Source organism: Stenotrophomonas sp. NPDC047960 (assembly GCF_043204395.1).
GTDB lineage: Bacteria > Pseudomonadota > Gammaproteobacteria > Xanthomonadales > Xanthomonadaceae > Stenotrophomonas.
Genome location: NZ_JBIDBX010000006.1, coordinates 173,835 through 190,956 on the forward strand (window position 1 = coordinate 173,835; position 17,122 = coordinate 190,956).

At 68.9% G+C, this 17,122-nt stretch carries 16 protein-coding genes; 2 read left to right on the forward strand and 14 right to left on the reverse strand.

Translation table 11 applies throughout. From position 1 onward, the window contains the following. Nucleotides 1-72: 72 nt before the first annotated feature. The 9 genes from ACGFZ3_RS14395 to ACGFZ3_RS14435 all read right to left on the reverse strand — a co-directional run bounded on the left by ACGFZ3_RS14395 (nucleotide 73) and on the right by ACGFZ3_RS14435 (nucleotide 10,398). Entirely contained in the window at nucleotides 73-1,371 is a 1,299-nt protein-coding gene (locus tag ACGFZ3_RS14395) for a DUF58 domain-containing protein (RefSeq protein ID WP_392922446.1), read from the reverse strand. After that, on the reverse strand, nucleotides 1,368-2,369 hold the full coding sequence (locus ACGFZ3_RS14400; RefSeq protein WP_392922449.1) for an AAA family ATPase: 1,002 nt from the start codon (nucleotides 2,367-2,369) through the stop codon (nucleotides 1,368-1,370). Before ACGFZ3_RS14400 ends, ACGFZ3_RS14395 begins: the two co-directional genes overlap by 4 nt. After that, nucleotides 2,366-3,541, reverse strand: coding sequence for a DUF4350 domain-containing protein (locus ACGFZ3_RS14405; protein WP_392922451.1), 1,176 nt, complete (start codon nucleotides 3,539-3,541; stop codon nucleotides 2,366-2,368). Before ACGFZ3_RS14405 ends, ACGFZ3_RS14400 begins: the two co-directional genes overlap by 4 nt. After that, complete coding sequence (locus ACGFZ3_RS14410; protein ID WP_392922454.1) at nucleotides 3,538-5,142, reverse strand: DUF4129 domain-containing protein; 1,605 nt, start codon at nucleotides 5,140-5,142, stop codon at nucleotides 3,538-3,540. Before ACGFZ3_RS14410 ends, ACGFZ3_RS14405 begins: the two co-directional genes overlap by 4 nt. Continuing rightward, nucleotides 5,132-6,124, reverse strand: a complete 993-nt coding sequence (locus ACGFZ3_RS14415) for a stage II sporulation protein M (protein ID WP_392922457.1) — start codon at nucleotides 6,122-6,124, stop codon at nucleotides 5,132-5,134. Before ACGFZ3_RS14415 ends, ACGFZ3_RS14410 begins: the two co-directional genes overlap by 11 nt. Further along, nucleotides 6,121-6,810: an RDD family protein gene (locus ACGFZ3_RS14420; protein WP_392922460.1), complete on the reverse strand. Its 690-nt coding sequence runs from the start codon at nucleotides 6,808-6,810 to the stop codon at nucleotides 6,121-6,123. Before ACGFZ3_RS14420 ends, ACGFZ3_RS14415 begins: the two co-directional genes overlap by 4 nt. 86 nt (nucleotides 6,811-6,896) lie before the next feature. After that, nucleotides 6,897-7,430, reverse strand: a complete 534-nt coding sequence (locus ACGFZ3_RS14425; protein ID WP_392922463.1) for a gamma carbonic anhydrase family protein — start codon at nucleotides 7,428-7,430, stop codon at nucleotides 6,897-6,899. A gap of 41 nt (nucleotides 7,431-7,471) precedes the next feature. Next, nucleotides 7,472-9,361, reverse strand: a complete 1,890-nt coding sequence (gene mnmG, locus ACGFZ3_RS14430) for a tRNA uridine-5-carboxymethylaminomethyl(34) synthesis enzyme MnmG (protein ID WP_392922466.1) — start codon at nucleotides 9,359-9,361, stop codon at nucleotides 7,472-7,474. Nucleotides 9,362-9,852: 491 nt separating this feature from the next. Further along, complete coding sequence (locus ACGFZ3_RS14435; RefSeq protein ID WP_392922468.1) at nucleotides 9,853-10,398, reverse strand: hypothetical protein; 546 nt, start codon at nucleotides 10,396-10,398, stop codon at nucleotides 9,853-9,855. A 112-nt stretch (nucleotides 10,399-10,510) separates the two neighbouring features. Between ACGFZ3_RS14435 and ACGFZ3_RS14440 the strand changes: the two genes are divergently transcribed. Beyond that, complete coding sequence (locus ACGFZ3_RS14440; protein WP_392922471.1) at nucleotides 10,511-11,470, forward strand: pyridoxal-phosphate dependent enzyme; 960 nt, start codon at nucleotides 10,511-10,513, stop codon at nucleotides 11,468-11,470. Next, nucleotides 11,455-12,078, forward strand: a complete 624-nt coding sequence (locus ACGFZ3_RS14445) for a YdcF family protein (RefSeq protein ID WP_392922474.1) — start codon at nucleotides 11,455-11,457, stop codon at nucleotides 12,076-12,078. Before ACGFZ3_RS14440 ends, ACGFZ3_RS14445 begins: the two co-directional genes overlap by 16 nt. A gap of 90 nt (nucleotides 12,079-12,168) precedes the next feature. On the opposite strand, the gene bioC is transcribed toward ACGFZ3_RS14445, so the two are convergent. From bioC to bioB, 5 genes are all read right to left on the reverse strand, one after another. After that, nucleotides 12,169-13,053, reverse strand: coding sequence for a malonyl-ACP O-methyltransferase BioC (gene bioC, locus ACGFZ3_RS14450; protein WP_392922476.1), 885 nt, complete (start codon nucleotides 13,051-13,053; stop codon nucleotides 12,169-12,171). A 50-nt stretch (nucleotides 13,054-13,103) separates the two neighbouring features. Next, on the reverse strand, nucleotides 13,104-13,886 hold the full coding sequence (locus tag ACGFZ3_RS14455) for an SDR family oxidoreductase (protein WP_392922478.1): 783 nt from the start codon (nucleotides 13,884-13,886) through the stop codon (nucleotides 13,104-13,106). 58 nt (nucleotides 13,887-13,944) lie between these two features. After that, complete coding sequence (gene bioH / locus ACGFZ3_RS14460) at nucleotides 13,945-14,706, reverse strand: pimeloyl-ACP methyl ester esterase BioH (protein ID WP_392922480.1); 762 nt, start codon at nucleotides 14,704-14,706, stop codon at nucleotides 13,945-13,947. 22 nt (nucleotides 14,707-14,728) lie between these two features. Continuing rightward, nucleotides 14,729-15,940 (reverse strand): 8-amino-7-oxononanoate synthase, encoded by a 1,212-nt coding sequence (gene bioF / locus ACGFZ3_RS14465; RefSeq protein ID WP_392922483.1) that lies wholly within the window; start codon nucleotides 15,938-15,940, stop codon nucleotides 14,729-14,731. A gap of 79 nt (nucleotides 15,941-16,019) precedes the next feature. Further along, entirely contained in the window at nucleotides 16,020-17,054 is a 1,035-nt protein-coding gene (gene bioB, locus ACGFZ3_RS14470; protein WP_392922485.1) for a biotin synthase BioB, read from the reverse strand. Nucleotides 17,055-17,122 lie beyond the last annotated feature (68 nt).

A 17,122-nucleotide genomic window follows, 5' to 3' on the forward strand; every position in this document is an offset into this window, starting at 1 on the left:
CAACCCGGTCGGTCAACCCGGTCGGTATCGGTCAACCCGGTCGGTAGGTATCGACCGTTGGTCGATACGTGGCTACAGCAACCCGTCGCGCTTGACCGCCAGGTAGCGCTCCACCAGCGCGCCTGGCAACGCTTCGGCCGTGACATCCAGCACCATCACCCGATGACTGCGCAGCGCTTCATGCGCGTCGTTGCGCTGCTGCAGGTAGCGCGCGATGGCACCGGCCTGGGTCGCGTCCTGCAGGGTTTCGACTTCCCGTTCCAGCGCCACGTCCAGCTCGCGCTCGCGCAGGCTGGCCACGCAGACCAGGTGTTGCCGCTGCAGCAGGCGTACCGCCACCAGCAGGTCCTCGATATCCTCATCGCGCACGTTGGTGACCAGCATCACCAGTGAACGCCGGCGCTGGCGCAGGCTCAGTTCGGTGGCAGCGGCCAGGTAATCGGTGGCCACCGGTTGCGCCTGCAGGTCGTAGCTGGCGCGCAGCAGTGCGTCGATCGCACCCATGCCGCGTTGCGGTGCCACCCAGCGGCTTTCACCGCCACTGGCGAACAGACCCACGCCATCGCCCTGGCGCAGCGCCAGGTAGGACACCACCAGCGCCGCGTTGAGCACGTGGTCGAAGTGCGACAACCCGCCTTCGCTGGCCATCATGCGCCGGCCGGTGTCGATCATCAGCACCAACTGCTGGTTCTTCTCGTCCTGGTATTCGCGGGAAATCAGCTTGCGCGCACGCGAGGTGGCCTTCCAGTCGATCTGGCGCAGGCTGTCGCCGATGCGGTACTCGCGCATCTGGTGAAAATCGGTGCCTTCGCCGCGGCGCCTTTTGAGATGCGCACCGACCAGGCGTGAGGCCTGTTCGGCACTGAACAACGCGAAGCGGGTGAGCGGGGCGAAGTTGGGGTACACGCGTACGGTCAGTGCCGGCGGCAGCAGGCGGCGCTGGCGCCACATCCGCCACGGCGAATGCAGGCGCAGGTGGACGCCATCGAACACGAAGCGGCCGCGCGCGGTCGGGGTCAATGTGTAGTTCACGCTGCTGGCCACCAGCGGCTTGAGCGTCAACGCACGCGGCAGACCCTGCAGCGTCCATGCCCCCGGCACCAGGTCGAACACCTCCACGCGCTGGCGGCGGCTGGATTCGAAGCGCAGCGTGGTACGCCGCTCTACGTTCAACGCCAACGCCTCCGGCAGTTCGCGCTGCACGGTGGGCGAGGGCTGCGCGCGCAGCCGCAGCAGGTCCACCAGTGCCAGCACGGTGATCACCGCCGCAACAGCCCACCATGCCGACACCGGCAGCAGGCCGAACGCCACCGGCAGCCCGAGCAGTGCCCAGCCGACCAGCAGGATCAGCAGCAGCGTGCCTGGCCTCATTTGCGCGGCGCTTCCACCTTGGCCAGCAATGCGGTCAACGCATCGTCGGCCGACTGGCCTTCGATCTGCAGTTCGGGGGCCAGCGCAATACGGTGTCGCAGCGCCGGCCGCGCGATCTCGCGCACATCATCGGGGGTGACGAAGTCGCGGCCGGCCAGCACCGCCTGTGCACGTGCCGCGCGCACCAGCGCGATGCTGCCGCGCGGGCCGGCGCCGAGTGCGATGCCAGGGAACTGCCGGGTGGCGGCAACAATACGCACCGCATAGTCCACCACTTCCGGATCCACCGTGATCGCCGCAGTCGCCTGCTGCAACGCGATCACCTCGGCGGCATTGAGCACGCGCGGCACCTGCGACAGGTCGAAGTCGGCCGCGCTGCGGCCGGTGGTGATCGCATCGACCATGCGCTTCTCATCCTCCAGTGCCGGGTAATCGATGATCACCTTGAGCAGGAAACGGTCCAGCTGCGCTTCGGGCAGCGGGTAGGTGCCTTCCTGCTCCACCGGGTTCTGCGTGGCCAGCGTCAGGAACGGTGGGTGCAGGGCGAACGCCTTGCCTTCGATGGTGACCTGGCCTTCCTGCATTACTTCCAGCAATGCCGACTGGGTCTTGGCCGGCGCGCGGTTGATCTCATCGGCCAGCAGCAGGTTGGTGAATACCGGGCCGCGGCGGATCTTGAAGCTCTCCGATTTGGGGTCATACACCGCATGGCCGCTGACATCGCTGGGCATCAGGTCGGGGGTGAACTGCACACGGCCGTAGTCCAGCTCCAGTGCCTGCGCCAAGGCACGCACCAGCAGGGTCTTGCCCAGCCCGGGAACGCCTTCGATCAGCACATGGCCGCCGGCCAGCAGCGCGATCAGGATCTGGTCGAGCACCTCGGGCTGGCCGATGAAGGCGCGGCCCACGGCGTCGCGCACGGCATCGACGCGTTCGACCAGGCTCTGGCCGGTCAGCGCGGGCGGGGACAACGGCGGCGGGGCGGATTGATCGGTCATAGCAGGTTTCTCATCTGGATCAACAGGCGGATGCGCTCACGCAGGGCCGCCACATCCTTCGATGGCGGCACCTGCAAAGCGGTCTGGACACGGGAATGCGGCCACTGCAGCAGGCTGGCGATGGCATGCACCTGCGCCTCGCCGCCGAGGGCGGCAGCGGTGGGTGCACGCCGCCGCAGCCGGGCCAGGAAGGCGCGGCGGGTGGCGTCGTACAGCAGCGGTGCCTTGCCATAGCGCAGCAGGTGCTCGCCGCTGGCACGCACGTGTTCCAGCAGCGAGCGGCGTTCGGTGGCCGGCGCCGGCAGCAGGCTGCCCAGCCGCTGTGCGCGCTGCCACAGCCAGCCCAGCAGCGCCAGCAGCAGCGGCACCCACACCGGCCAGCCCTGGTAGAAGAGGCGCGACCACAGGGTGGGCGGGCGCGAGCCGTAGATCAGCCAGACGGTGCCTTCGGCATAGTTCGGGTCGAGCACATGGCGGGTCAGGTCGCGGTGGGCAATGTCGTGCAGGCCGTCGGCCAGGCTGCCTTCGGGGTCCGCCGCATCGAAGCTGCGCGGGGTGCCTTTCAGGAACTCCATGTCCGACAGCACATCGACGCTGCCATCGCCCCTGCGCAGCCGCGCGAACACCAGGCCCTCGTCATCGCCCCATTCGCGCTCCACACGAATGCCGTCGGGCACGTCCACGCCGAAGCGGCGGCCACTGCAGAACTCGGCATGGCCCGGGTCGTCGGCAATGTGGAAGGCCTTGCAGGCGCTCTCGTAGTACTCCGTATCCACGCCCAGCGCATCCAGCAACGGGCCCTGCGGGGCGTCTTCGTTATCGGACAGCGGCGGCGTGCGCAGCAGCAGGTGGCCACCCTGTTCCACCCACGCGAGCAGCGCCTGCGCGGTGGGGGCGGGCACATCGGCGGTGTCCTGCAGCAGCACCACGGTGTCGGCCGGCTTGAGCTGCATGCGCGGCAGGTCCAGGCGCGGGCTGGAATGCACGGTGATGCCATCGGCACGCAGCGCCTGGCCCAACACGTACAGCGGGTTGTAGCTGGCTTCGCCCTGCGGCGGCCGGTGCTCGGTATGCACCACGCGTTCATGGCTGCGCAGGAACAGGATCGCCAAGGGCACGCCCAGCACCAGCAGCACGCCCAGTACGATCAACCAGCGCAGGCGGGCACTCATGCGCGCCACCGGAACTGGGTCTGCAGGGTGGTGGCCAGGTCGTCGAACTCGTCCGGCTCGGGCAGGCGGCCGGCGTAGGCGGCGTACTGCCAGACCCGCACGATGCGGGCGAACAGGGTGCGGTCGGCCTCCACCGGCATGCGCCGCGAGGCGCGCAGGCACTGGGCCTCGGTCGCGCCCGGTGGCAGCACCACCCCGGTACGTTCGCTCATCGATTCCACGCTGGCGCGGTACAGCAGTGCCAGTGCCTGGCGCGGACGGCCCTGCTGCCACAGCTCGCGTGCGCGCGAGGCCGGATCCGACGGAATCACGTCGGGCAGTTCCACCGTTTCTTCGACCACCGGCTCGGCTGTCCCACGTCGTGTCACGCCGGTACCGCGCAGCCAGCGCAGCCACCACGGCGCGGTAGCGATCAGCCCCAGCACCAGCAGCCCGACCAGGCCCCACAGGATCCATTCGGCGATCTGCGCGGGCAGGCGCGGGCCGCGTGCGAAGGGATTGCGGTCCTCGTTCGCCTTGGGATCCTCCTTCTTGTTCTTCCCGGCCTCGCTGAGCGTGCGCTCCCAGCGCTTCACCTCACGCGTGGGCGTCACCAGCGGATCTTCGTAGGCGCGCTGCACGGCCTGGCGAAAGCCGGCGGTGTCGGCACTGCCGAAGATCACCGCCGGGGTGTTGGACGGATCGTCGGCGGGCACCGCCTCGGGGCCTTCCTCTTCCCCGTCACCGGCGTCGTCATCGGTACCCGTGGGTGCGGCGCAACTGGGCGCTTCTGAAGGCTCCTGCGCGCGCAGCCCGCCCATCGGCCAGCACAGCACCAGCGCCAGCACCAGCAGCGGCGCCGCCTGCTGCAGGCGGTCACGCATGCGGCGGAACGCGATTTCCACGTCCCATGCTTCCATCTCGGTGCGGCGGTTGAGGTACAACGCGAAACCGGCACCGGCGTAAAACGGCCCGATCAACGTGGCCGCCAGCCAGAACAGGGCATTCACTCCCAGCTGTGCCCATGCGGGCATGTTCTCGCGCATCATCTCCCACGCCGCGCGCCACGAATCGGACAGCAGTTCGAGGGGGACGAACAGGAAGATCGCCGCGATGCAGCCGCTGACGATCACCAGCTCGAACACCATGCACATCAGCGTGAGCAGCACGGCATGGCCGAACGTGCCGCCGAGCACGGCGCGACGCCGGACGCTGCGCTGCGGGGCATCGCTGCCTTCCAGCAGGTTCACCGGCATCAGCAGCGAGCGGAACGGGCTGAAACGGCGCCAACCGAGGTACCCCCAGAACCCGTTCCAGCCCCAGTGCCGCTGCGCGCGCAGGGTCTGCAACGGACGGGGTTCGTCGCCGAACACGCCGCGCGAGATCACATACAGCGCGATCCGGTCCGATACCGGTTTGAGCCACCACATCAGCAGCCAGGCCCAGCCGAACGCATCGGCCCACCATGCAACGGCATTGATCACGGCGAACAACGGCAGCGACACCGCGACCAGCGGCAGCCAGATCGCCCGCGCGTGCCGGCGCACCAAGGCAGTGCCCAGCTCCATCGCTTCCCATCCGGAACGCGCGCGCAGGGTGACGTTGAGCTGGTCAATCCGCATGACCGTCCCCTCGACCACCGCGCCACAGCCACACGAACACCAGCGTCCACAGCACTGCGGCCACGCTGTACTTGCCCCATGCGGGCACGGCCGCAATGGAGGACCAGAACGCCTCGATGAAGGCCGCCACCAGCAGCATCGCCGCCACCCCCAGGCACAGCCGGGCACCGATGATGCCGCCTTCCACCAGCGCATCGATGCGCCGGCGCCGGCCGGGCGCCAGCAGCTTCATGCCCAGCTGCAGGCCGGCACCGCCGGCAATGACGATGGCGGTGAGCTCGAACGCGCCATGGCCGCAGACGAAGCGCCAGAACGGATCGCCGTGGCCGATGTGCTGCAGGTGGCCGGCCGCCGCGCCGATGGTGAGCCCGTTGAACAGCAGCACCAGCACCGTGCCCAGGCCGGCCAGCAGCCCGCTGGCGAACGTACGCAGGCCGATGCTGATGTTGTTCATGATGTAGTAGCCGAACATCATCCAGTCCGTGCCACTGTCGCGGCCCAGGTTCGGCGAGGCCGGGTCGTACATGCGTTCCAGCGAAGCGATATCGCCGTTGTCCATCAGCATGTGGATCACATCCGGGTGCCACTGGAGCAGCGCGAAGCTTCCCACCAGCGGCAGCACGAACAGCGCGGTGGCCACCCACATGCTGCGCGCTTGGCTGCGCACCAGCTGCGGGAAATCGGCCAGCAGGAACTCCAGCGCGCGGCGCCAGCGCGGCGGCGGCGTGCGGTACAGCAGGCCATGGCCCTGCTGCATCAGCAGTTGCAGGCGCGCCACCAGCTGCGGGCTGTAGCCGCGCTTGCGCGCAAGCGCCAGCTGCTGGCACAGCCGGCGGTAGTGCTGCGGAATGTCTTCATCGTTGAGCGCAGACGGATCGGGCGAACGGCGCGCATGCCGCGGCCGGTCACCGCGCAGCGCCAGCCAACGTTCCAGCGCCTGCCATTCGGCCTGGTAGCGGGCCACGAACTGTTCCTGCCTCATCGGCGCCCCAGCAGCCAGTTGGCCATGGCATACAGGCGCAGCACGCCGACCTGGCCCTGGCCACCGCTGATCGGCGCGGCCACCGCCGCCAGTTCCTGCTGGCGCGGGCCGGACAGACGCGGTGCACGATCGGCGAATGCGATGATCGCCGCCTGTTCGGCCGGCTGCAGCGGCTGCGGCGGCGCCAGCACGGTATCGATGGCCACGCTGGCCGACCCCGGCCGGGCACTGTCATGCACGACCACGGTGCCGGCTACCAGGTCGCCCAGGCGCCGGCCATTGCGGTCGAACAGGCTCGACAGCAGCCCCAGCGCATAACCGAACGGCAGCATGTCCACGGTGCGCAGCAGGTTGCGTGTGATGGCGGCCATCCAGCCGATGGGCGCGCCGTCCTGGGCCACCACGCGCAGGCTCATCGCCCGTTTGCCCAGGGTGCGGCCCCAGCAGGCTTCCTGCACGATGGTGTACGCCCACATCAGCAGGAACATCAGGCCCAGGTAGAGGCCCTGGCCGAATTGGCCCAGCAGGGTGAGCGGAATGCTCAGCAGCATCAGCGCGGCGACGCGGATCATGAAGTCGATGGCCCAGGCCAACGCACGCGGCACCGGCCCGGCCGCCGGCAGGTGCAGTGGCACGCCTTCGGGCGTGATCACTTCACGGTAGGTATCCAGCATGGGTGCGCTCATGCGCACGCGTCCCTCCGGACGGCTGCCAACGGCATGCGGTTCTCGACTGCTTCCTGGGTCGGACACCGACTTTACCGTGTGCGGGGTCACATTCCCAAATACTTGTCCTTCAACCGCACATAGTGGTCGGCCGAATAGTGCAGCGACTCGATTTCCTGCTCGCTGAGCGTACGCACCGGACGCGCCGGATTGCCTACCCACAGCTCGCCTTCGCCGACCACTTTGCCCGGCCCGATCACCGCGCCGGCGCCGACGAAGCTGTGCCGGCTCACCGTGGCGCCATCGAGAATGCACGCCCCCATCCCGATCAGGCTGTACTCGCCGATGATGCAGGCATGGATGATGGTGCCGTGGCCAACGGTAACCCCCTCACCGATCAGGGTGGGGTAGCCGCCCTTGTTGTAGGGGCTGTGGTGGCTGACATGGATGATGGTGCCATCCTGGATGTTGCTGCGCGCGCCGATCCGCACATGGTTGACGTCGCCGCGGATCACCGTGCCCGGCCACACCGACACATCGTCGCCGAGCACCACGTCACCGATGATCGTGCAGGCCGGGTCGATCCAGGCGCGCTCGCCGACGATGGGAAAGGTATCGAGGAAGGGACGAAGGGGGGACATGGTGACGCTCCACAAGGCAGGCCACCATGATACCGCCGTGGTTACGCCACCCGGCTGCGCCGTGCGCGCTCCAGGTGCACCAGCAACAGCGAAATCGCGGCCGGGGTCATGCCGGGGATGCGCTGGGCCTGGCCGATGGTCTGCGGGCGTACCCGCTCCAGCTTCTGCTGCACTTCGGCCGACAGCCCGCGCACGCTGGCGTAATCGAAGGCCGCATCGATCGCGGTGTTCTCATGGCGCTGCTGGCGTTCGATCTCCTCGCGCTGGCGGTCCAGGTAGCCGGCGTACTTGACCCCGATCTCGACCTGCTCGGCGACCTTCGCATCGGCCACGCCCGGGCCCAGCGAGGGCACCTGCATCAGCCTGGCGTAATCCAGTTCCGGGCGCTTGATCAGGTCCAGCACGTTGGTTTCGCGGCTGACCGCCACGCCCAGCGCGGCTTCCACTTCGCGGCCCAGCGCGTTGGCCGGGGTCGCCCACAGCGCACGCAGGCGCGCCGATTCCTGCGCCACCGCCTCCTGCTTGGCCTGGAAGGCTGCCCAGCGCCGGTCGTCAACCACGCCCAGCTCACGGCCGATGCCGGTCAGGCGCACGTCGGCGTTGTCTTCGCGCAGCTGCAGCCGGTACTCGGCGCGGCTGGTGAACATGCGGTACGGCTCGGTGGTGCCATGGGTGATCAGGTCATCCACCAGCACGCCCAGGTAGGCCTCGTCGCGGCGCGGGCACCAGCCCGCTTCGTCGCGCACCCGGCGGGCGGCGTTCAGGCCGGCCAGCAGGCCCTGCGCGGCGGCCTCCTCGTAGCCGGTGGTGCCGTTGATCTGCCCGGCGAAGAACAGCCCGGAGACCGTCTTGGTTTCCAGCGTATTGTTCAACCCGCGCGGGTCGAAGAAGTCGTACTCGATCGCGTAGCCCGGCCGCGTGATGTGCGCGTTCTCGAAGCCGCGGATGCTGCGCACCAGCGCCAGCTGCACATCGAACGGCAGCGAGGTCGAAATGCCGTTGGGGTAGATCTCCACCACGTCCAGCCCCTCGGGCTCGACGAAGATCTGGTGACTGGCCTTCTCGGCAAAACGCACCACCTTGTCCTCGATGGAGGGGCAGTAGCGCGGGCCGATGCCCTCGATCTGGCCGCTGTACAGCGGGGAGCGGTGCAGCGCGCCGCGGATGATCTCGTGGGTGTGCTCGCTGGTGTGGGTGATCCAACAGCTCACCTGGGCCGGGTGCTCAGCCACGCTGCCCAGGAAGGACATCACCGGGCGCGGGTCGTCGCCGGGCTGCTCGTCCATCACGCTGTAATCCAGCGAGCGGCCATCGATGCGTGGCGGGGTCCCGGTCTTGAGCCGGTCGATCACGAACGGGCGCTCGCGCAGGCGCGCGGCCAGTGTGGTGGCCGGCGGGTCGCCCATGCGGCCGGCGGCGTACTGGGTCTGCCCAACGTGGATCTTGCCGGCCAGGAAGGTGCCGGCGGTGAGCACCACGGCCGGGGCATCGAACCGCAGCCCGGTCTGGGTGACTACGCCACGCACGGCGTCGCCTTGGATGACCAGGTCGTCCACGGCGGCCTGGAACACGGTCAGGTTCGGCTGCGCTTCGACCATGCCACGGATGGCCATCCGATACAGGTTGCGGTCGGCCTGGCAGCGGGTCGCGCGTACGGCCGGGCCCTTGGAGGCATTGAGCGTGCGCCACTGGATGCCGGCGCGGTCGGCGGCATGCGCCATGGCGCCGCCCAGGGCATCGATTTCCTTGACCAGATGGCCCTTGCCGATCCCGCCGATGGCCGGGTTGCAGCTCATCGCGCCGATGGTTTCCACGTTGTGGGTCAGCAGCAGGGTGCGTACGCCGCTGCGGGCAGCTGCCAGCGCGGCTTCGGTGCCGGCATGGCCGCCGCCGATCACGATGACGTCGTAGCCGTAGAAAGAATCGGTCATGGGGTGCTCTGGGCAGGGCCGGTACGGCCCGGAACCGCCCTGGGACAGGGCGCGGTGGTCATTTTAGCGCCGTTCGCGCCGGGTCCGTGAACGGGGGCCTGCAAAAAAATTCGCAATCAACCCTAAAGTTGGCACGTTCTCTGCAGATAACCCAATAGCACCCAGGATGGCAGGCGCCGAAAGGCGCTACGGATCGGAATTGGAACAGGGGCCGATCCATGCGCATCCCGGGGAAGCAGAAGGGCCGGCAGTCGGGGGACTGTCGGCCCTGTTTTTATCCCCCGGAAGACAAAAGGCCCCGCCATTGGCGGGGCCTTCTGCGTTGTAGGTGCCGACATCCGACAGGGCCGGAACAGGGGGGATCCAGATGTTCCTGTCGGATATCGACATAGAGCTCAATGTGACGCCCCTTGTCGTTTTTGTCACTTTTCGACCGGGGCCGTCACCACCCGGCTAGATTGAACTGCCAAGCGGGTGAAAATCAAGCGTTCTCAATTCTCATTTGTGCGCTGGTTCAACTTATTCATGTTCCGCCACGGTGAGCCGTTGGTCCGCTGCGCCGGCGGGTTGGGCCGGGACTGCGGCACGCTCACCGGACGCTGTTGCTGCTGCGGCTGGGGGCGCTGCTGCGGCGGGCGGTCCGGACGCTGTGGGCGCCCCACCGAGTCCATGTTCCGCCACGGCGAACCGCCGTTGTAGGGCGGGCGCGGACGGTCCGGCGGGCGCACCTGGCCACCATTGCCGTTGCCCGGGCGGGGCGGCGGGCGGTGGTGGTGGTGCGGCGGGCGGTAGTTCGGGTACGGTCGGTAGATCGGGTAGTTGCTGTAACCACCGTAGCCGCCATAACCGTAATAGCCGCCACCACCGTAGTAGCCGCTGCCGTAGCCATACGGGTAGCCGGCGGGATAGCGGTACTCCACCGACGGGGCGCCATGGTAGTAGCCGTTGCCACCACCACCGCCGCCCACGTAGTCATAGGTCGCGCAGCCAGACAGCGTCAGCAACAGGCTGCCGGCAAGCATGAGGCGCATTTTCATGAAAGGGTCCCCCTGGGGTATGGGCCCAGCTTCAGGCCGCCGCATTGAATCGGCCCTTAACTTTGCCCGGGCCGGATGAACGGTTGCCATCGTGGCACGTTAATCTTGTGTCATGACCGATTCATCCCTGCCCTGTGCCGATGACCTGTTGGCCGCTGCCGCCCGGATCGCGCCGCACGCCAGCGTGACCCCGGTGCTGCAGTCGCAGGTGCTTGACGCGTTGAGCGGGGCGCGGCTCGCGTTCAAGGCCGAGCACCTGCAGCGCGGCGGTGCCTTCAAGTTCCGTGGTGCCTGCAATGCGGTCTGGGCGCTGCCCGAGGCCACTGCCGCGCGCGGGGTGGTCACCCATTCCTCGGGCAACCACGGTGCGGCGCTTGCACTGGCCGCCCGCACCCGGGGCATTGCCTGTCATGTGGTGGTGCCGGAGGGCGCGGTGGCGGCCAAGCTGGCCAACATCGTGCGCCACGGCGCCACGCTGTGGCGTTGCGCCCCGACCATTGCCGCGCGCGAGGCGATGTGCGCCCAGGTCGAGGCCGACACCGGCGCTGCCCTGGTCCATCCGTATGCCGACTCGCGGGTGATGGCCGGGCAGGGCACTGCAGCCCTGGAGCTGCTGGGCAGCCACGGCCCGTTCGACACCCTGGTGGTGCCGGTGGGCGGCGGTGGCCTGGCGGCCGGAACCCGGCTGGCGCTGCAGGCAGCGGGCCCGGGCACGCATCTGGTGCTGGCCGAGCCGGAGGGTGCGGCCGATACGGCCCGCTCGCTGGCCGCCGGCGAGCGGCGCCTGGACTTCACCCCCGACACGATCTGCGATGGGCTGCGCGGTACGCTCGGCGCGCCAAACTTCGCGCTGCTGCAGGGCGCGGCCGAGGTGGTCACCGTGGACGATGTGGCCACCGTCGCGGCCATGCGCCTGCTCTGGCAGGTGCTCAAGCAGGTGGTGGAACCGTCCTCGGCGATTGCCCTGGCAGCCATCCTGTCCCAGCCCGCACGGTTTGCCGGGCAACGGGTGGGCGTGGTGCTGTCCGGCGGCAACGTCGACCTGGACGCCCTGCCATGGCGCGCGGCATGACCCGCCGTGCACGGGTCGGGCTGGGGGGCTGGCTGTGGCGGCTGTGCACGCTGCTGGCGGCGTGGCTGCTGTGCGTGACGGCCTGGATCGTCTGGGTAGGCGAGCGTGACCAGGCGGCCAAGGCCGATGCGATCATCGTGCTGGGTGCGGCCGCCTACGATGCCAAACCGTCGCCGGTGTTCGAAGAGCGCATCCGGCATGGGCTGGATCTGTACCGGCAGGGGTATGCGCCGCTGCTGATCTTCACCGGCGGCTACGGCGGCACCGGCGCGCGCTTTTCCGAATCCCAGGTGGCGCGCCGTTACGCGTTGAAGCAGGGCGTGCCGGACGACGCGATCCTGATCGAAACCGCCTCGCGCACCACCCGCCAGAACCTGGTCGAGGCGCGCCTGTTGATGGACCAGCACAAGCTGCGCCGGGTGATCATCGTCAGCGACCCGCTGCACATGGCGCGCGCGCTGCGCCTGGCCCGCGAACTGGGCATCGATGCGCTGGCCTCGTCAACGCCGAGCACGCGCTTCCGCAGCTTCCACACCAGCTGGAAGTTCCTGGCGCAGGAAATCTATTTCTTCCATCGAGACATGTTCCCGTCCGCCAACGGTTCCTGACCCGGGGCAGCCACGCAGGGCGTGGATCTACGCCCGTCGTAGCAACACGCCGTGCGTGTCCCACGGAAACCCTGCCAAGACGCCAGCCTGTCAGGTGGTCTTGCGCCGGATTGGAATCGCCGTCACCGGCACGCTGGCCACATCCTGCCCGCGCTCGCGAATCGGCGCGCCCGCATCCGGCGCCCAGGCGTGCGCGTAGATCACTTCCCAGCTGCTGGGCAGCGTGCCGTCTTCGCGGCGCAACGGTTCATAGGCGGCGCGCGCGGCCGTGAACCGGCCGCGCCCGGTCAACGTATGCCGGCGATCCTGGCGTGCATTGGTTGCGCCAATGGCGCGCAGCTCGCGCATCAGTGCATCCATGTCGGAATAGGTGAGCGTGAACAGGTCGCGGTCCAGCACCGGGTCGCGGAAGCCGGACATCATCAGCGCATCGCCGAACTGCGCAATCGGCGGGAACCGGCTCACGTGCGGGGTATCGTCGGCGCTGGCGAACGCATCACGCAGCTCGATCAGCGTTTCCGGCCCGAATGTGGAACACACCAGCAGCCCGCCCGGCTTGAGCACGCGGCGGAAACCGGCGAACACCGAGGGCAGGTCCTCCACCCACTGCAGGCAGAGGTTGCTGTAGATCACATCCACGCTCTGATCGCGCAGCGGCAGCGCCTGCGCATCACCGCACACGCGGGTGAACGGCTTCCACCAGCCGGCCTGCTTCTTCGCCTCGCGCAGCATCGGCTCGGCCATGTCCAGCGCGATCACCTGCGCCTTCGGCCAGCGCTTCTTCATGGCCGCGCTGGCGTGCCCGGTGCCGCTGCCCACGTCCAGCACCACCTCCGGCTGCCGGTTTTCCAGATAGTCCAGAGATTCGAGCAGCCGCTTTTCCACCTCGCGCTGCAGGGCGGCGGCGGCGTCGTAACTGCTGGCTGCACGCGAAAACGCGCGGCGGACGTGCTGGGGATCGAAGCTGGCGGTCATGTAAGGCTCACTATGCGGTAGCGCACGACCATTGGTCGTGCGCCGGAAACTCAAAACGTGCCGGGGTAAGCCCCGCCATCAATCAACAGGTTCTGCCCGGTGATGTACCCCGACTGCGCGCTGCACAGGAACGCGCATGCCGCGCCGAACTCATCGGCGGTACCGAAGCGCCCGGCCGGAATGTGAGTGCGCCTGCGCTCGGCGATCTGCCCGGCATCCACGCCCTGCTGCTGGGCCATGTAGGCGAAGTTGCCGCGCAGCCGGTCGGTGTCGAACTGGCCGGGCAGCAGGTTGTTGAGGGTGACATTGTGGGCCACGGTACGGCGCGCCAGCCCGGCGACGAAGCCGGTCAGGCCCGAGCGCGCGCCATTGGACAGGCCGAGGGTGTCGATGGGTGCCTTTACTGCAGAGGAGGTGATGTTGACCACGCGGCCGAAGCCGCGTTCGATCATGCCGTCCACCGTGGCACGGATCAGCGCGATCGGCGCCAGCATGTTCGCGTCAAGTGCGGCGATCCAGTCCTCGCGCTCGAACTGGCGGAAGTCGCCAGCAGGCGGCCCGCCGGCGTTGTTGACCAGGATATCCACCTGGGGGCACGCAGCCAGCGCGGCAGCGCGGCCGGTCTCGGTGGCGACATCGGCGACCACCGTGACCACCTTGGCGGCGCCCGGCAGCGCCCGCAGTTCGTCACCAGCGCGGGCCAGGGCTTCCTCACCGCGGGCGGCGATCACCACATTCACCCCTTCGCGCGCCAGGGCGCGTGCGCAGCCGAGTCCCAGACCCTTGCTGGCGGCGCAGACGAGGGCCCAGCGGCCGGCGATTCCAAGGTCCATGCATCAGCTCCGTAACAGGGGACAGGCGTACATGATCGGCGATGCGCGCGTGGGTCGGTCAGGAAAGCGAGGCAACGAAGTGTTGCAGCTGCGTCGCCACCTCGTCGGTATGGCCCAGGAACGGCGCGTGTCCGCCATGGGCCACCACATGCACGCTGGAACGCGGTGCCAGCGCGGCAGCGGCCTGCATCGCCCGCGCCGGGACCAGCCGATCGCGCTGCCCGGCCAACCACAGGCTGGGCACGGGCAGGCCGGGCAGGGCACCGCGCAGGTCGGTATGTTCCAGCAGACGCAGGCCCTCCTGCAGGGCCTGCGGGGTCGGCTCACCGCGCGCCACCAACGCTGCGCGCAGGGTGCGCAGTTCCTGCCGGGCGTGTTCGGAGCCCATCGCATCCAGGGCAAGGAAGCGCTCCAGCGTGCCGCGATAGTCCTGCGCCAGGTCCTGCCCGAACTGCTCGAAGACCGCCGTTTCCACCGCATGCGGCCAGCTCTCGCCGCGCACGAAGCACGGCGTGGCCGCGATCATCGCCAGCCCACGCACCTTGGGCAGCGTGGCCGCCGCATGCAGCGCGAACAGGCCGCCCAGCGACCAGCCGCACCACACGGCCGGCGGAGTCGCGCCGGCAATCGCACTGACCACGAATGGCAGGCGCAGCGGGGTGGCATCGTCGCGGCTGTTGCCGTGTCCCGGCAGGTCGACCAGGTGCAGCTCGAACTGCGCCGACAGGCGCTCCACCAGCGGCGCGAATACGCCGCCGTGCAGGGCCCAGCCGTGGATCAGGACCAGCGCCGGCCCGCTGCCGACCACCTCGATATGCATCCTCACACCCGACCGCCGTGCATCACGCGCTCAGCGCATCCAGCGTCTGCTGGCGCAGCACCTGGTCGCGTGCGTGGGCGATCGCATCGGTAAGCGCACGCACTTCCGGCACGGTGTGCAGCGCAGACAGCGTTACGCGCAGGCGCGCCTTGCCTTCCGGAACGGTCGGCGGGCGGATTGCGCTGACCAGGAAACCGGCTGCCTCCAGCGCCGCCGACAACCCCATCACCGTCGATTCGGCGCCGCACAGCAGCGGTTGGATCGGCGTATCGGAAGGCATCAGTTCCAGCCCATGCTGGCGCGCGCCGGCGCGGAATACGCCGACCAGTTCGGCCAGTCTTTCGCGGCGCCAGTCGTCGCGCCGTGCCAGCTTCACGGCGGCCAATGCCGCAGCAGCCTGCGCCGGCGGCACCGCCGTGGTGTAAATGTAGGGGCGCGCGGTTTCGGCCAGGTGCTGGATCATCGCCTCGTCGCCCACCACCAGCGCGCCGCTGCCACCCAGTGCCTTGCCCAGCGTGACCAGCTGCAGCGGCACGTCAGCCACGCCCAGCCCGGCGTCGGCCACGCAGCCGCGGCCATGCTCGCCGATCACGCCCACGCCATGCGCGTCGTCCACGTACAACACCGCTTCCTGCATGCGCGCCACCAGCGACAACGAACGCAGCGGAGCGATGTCGCCATCCATGCTGAAAACACCATCGGTGACCAGCATCGCCGCGCCATCGGGCGCGTGCTTGAGCTGGCGCAGCGCGCCCTCGGTATCCAGGTGCGGGTAGCGGCGCAGCCGGCACCCGGCCAGGCGCGTGGCATCAAGCAGGCTGGCGTGGTTGAGCCGGTCCTGCACGCACACATCGTCTTCTTCGCTGAGCAGTGCCTGCTGCACCGCCAGGTTGGCGGTAAAGCCGCTGCCGAACAGCAGTGCACGCGGGTAGCCCAGCCAGTCAGCCACTTCCTGTTCCAGCGCTTCATGCAGCGCATGGTGGCCGCAGATCAGGTGCGAGGCGGTCGCCCCGGCGCCTTCGCGCGCGGCGGCGTCCTGCAACGCGCTGACCACGCCGAACTGCTGGGACAGGCCCAGGTAGTCATTACTGCAGAAGCCGGTAAGCCACTGGCCATTGACCTCCAGGCGGACGCCATCGCGCCGGGTCACCGTGCGGCGCACGCGGATGCGGCCCTGCGCGTCGCTGAGCTTGCGCTGGGACTGGATGCGGTCGTGCAGGTCGGGACGGGCCATGGTGGTCACTGTCATGGGCAGGCAGGGCAGCTAGCGTACCCGGTTGCCGGGCGCTTCGCTGCACCGCCCGGGGAAGGGCTCAGGCCGCTTGTCCGCAGCCACCGCCCCCGGTGATATCGGCATGCACGGTACCGGGGTGGTCATGCCCGGACGCATCCACCTGCACCGCCATCGGGCGCAAGCCCAGCCGGCTGAACAGGGCCAGGTCGCGTTCGGTGTCCGGGTTGCCGGTGGTCAGCAGCTTTTCGCCGTAGAAAATCGAGTTGGCCCCGGCCAGGAAGCACAGCGCCTGCAGCTCATCGTTCATTGCCTCGCGCCCCGCCGACAGCCGCACCATCGCCCTGGGCATCACGATGCGCGCCACGGCGATCATCCGCACGAACTCGAACGGGTCCAGTTCGGCACTGCCATGCAGCGGCGTGCCGGGCACCTGCACCAGCCGGTTGATCGGCACTGAATCGGGGTGCGCGGGCAGGTTGGCCAGCGCCAGCAGCAGGCCGGCGCGGTGCGCACGGGTTTCGCCCATGCCGACGATGCCGCCGCAGCAGGTCTTCAGCCCGGCCTGGCGCACGTGTTGCAGCGTATCCAGCCGGTCCTGGTACTGGCGGGTGTGGATGATCGAGTCGTAGTAGTCCGGCGCGGTATCCAGGTTGTGGTTGTAGTAGTCCAGCCCGGCCTCGCGCAGGGCCATGGCCTGCGCGCCGTCCAGCATGCCCAGCGTGGCGCAGGTTTCCAGGCCCAGTGCCTTCACCTCGCGGATCATCGCCGCCACCTTGGGGATGTCACGGTCCTTGGGCGACCGCCACGCCGCGCCCATGCAGAACCGCGAGGCCCCGGCGGCCTTGGCCAGGCGGGCCTTGGCGACCACGTCGTCGGTGGCCATCAGCTTCTGCGCGCTCACCCCGGTGTCGTAGCGCTGGGCCTGCGGGCAGTACGCGCAGTCTTCCGGGCAGCCGCCGGTCTTGACCGAGAGCAGGGTTGAGACCTGCACCTCGGTGGGATCGAAGTGCTCCCGGTGCACGGCCGCCGCCCGGTACAGCAGCTCCGGGAGGGGCAGGTTGAACAGCGCCAGCAGCTCCTCGGGGTGCCAGTCGTGGCGGATGACAGAAGCCATGGGAGTGTCCTGACAGATTGGGGAACGAAGGGGCGGCAGTCTGGTGAGGTTGAAGGAGGCTGTCAACC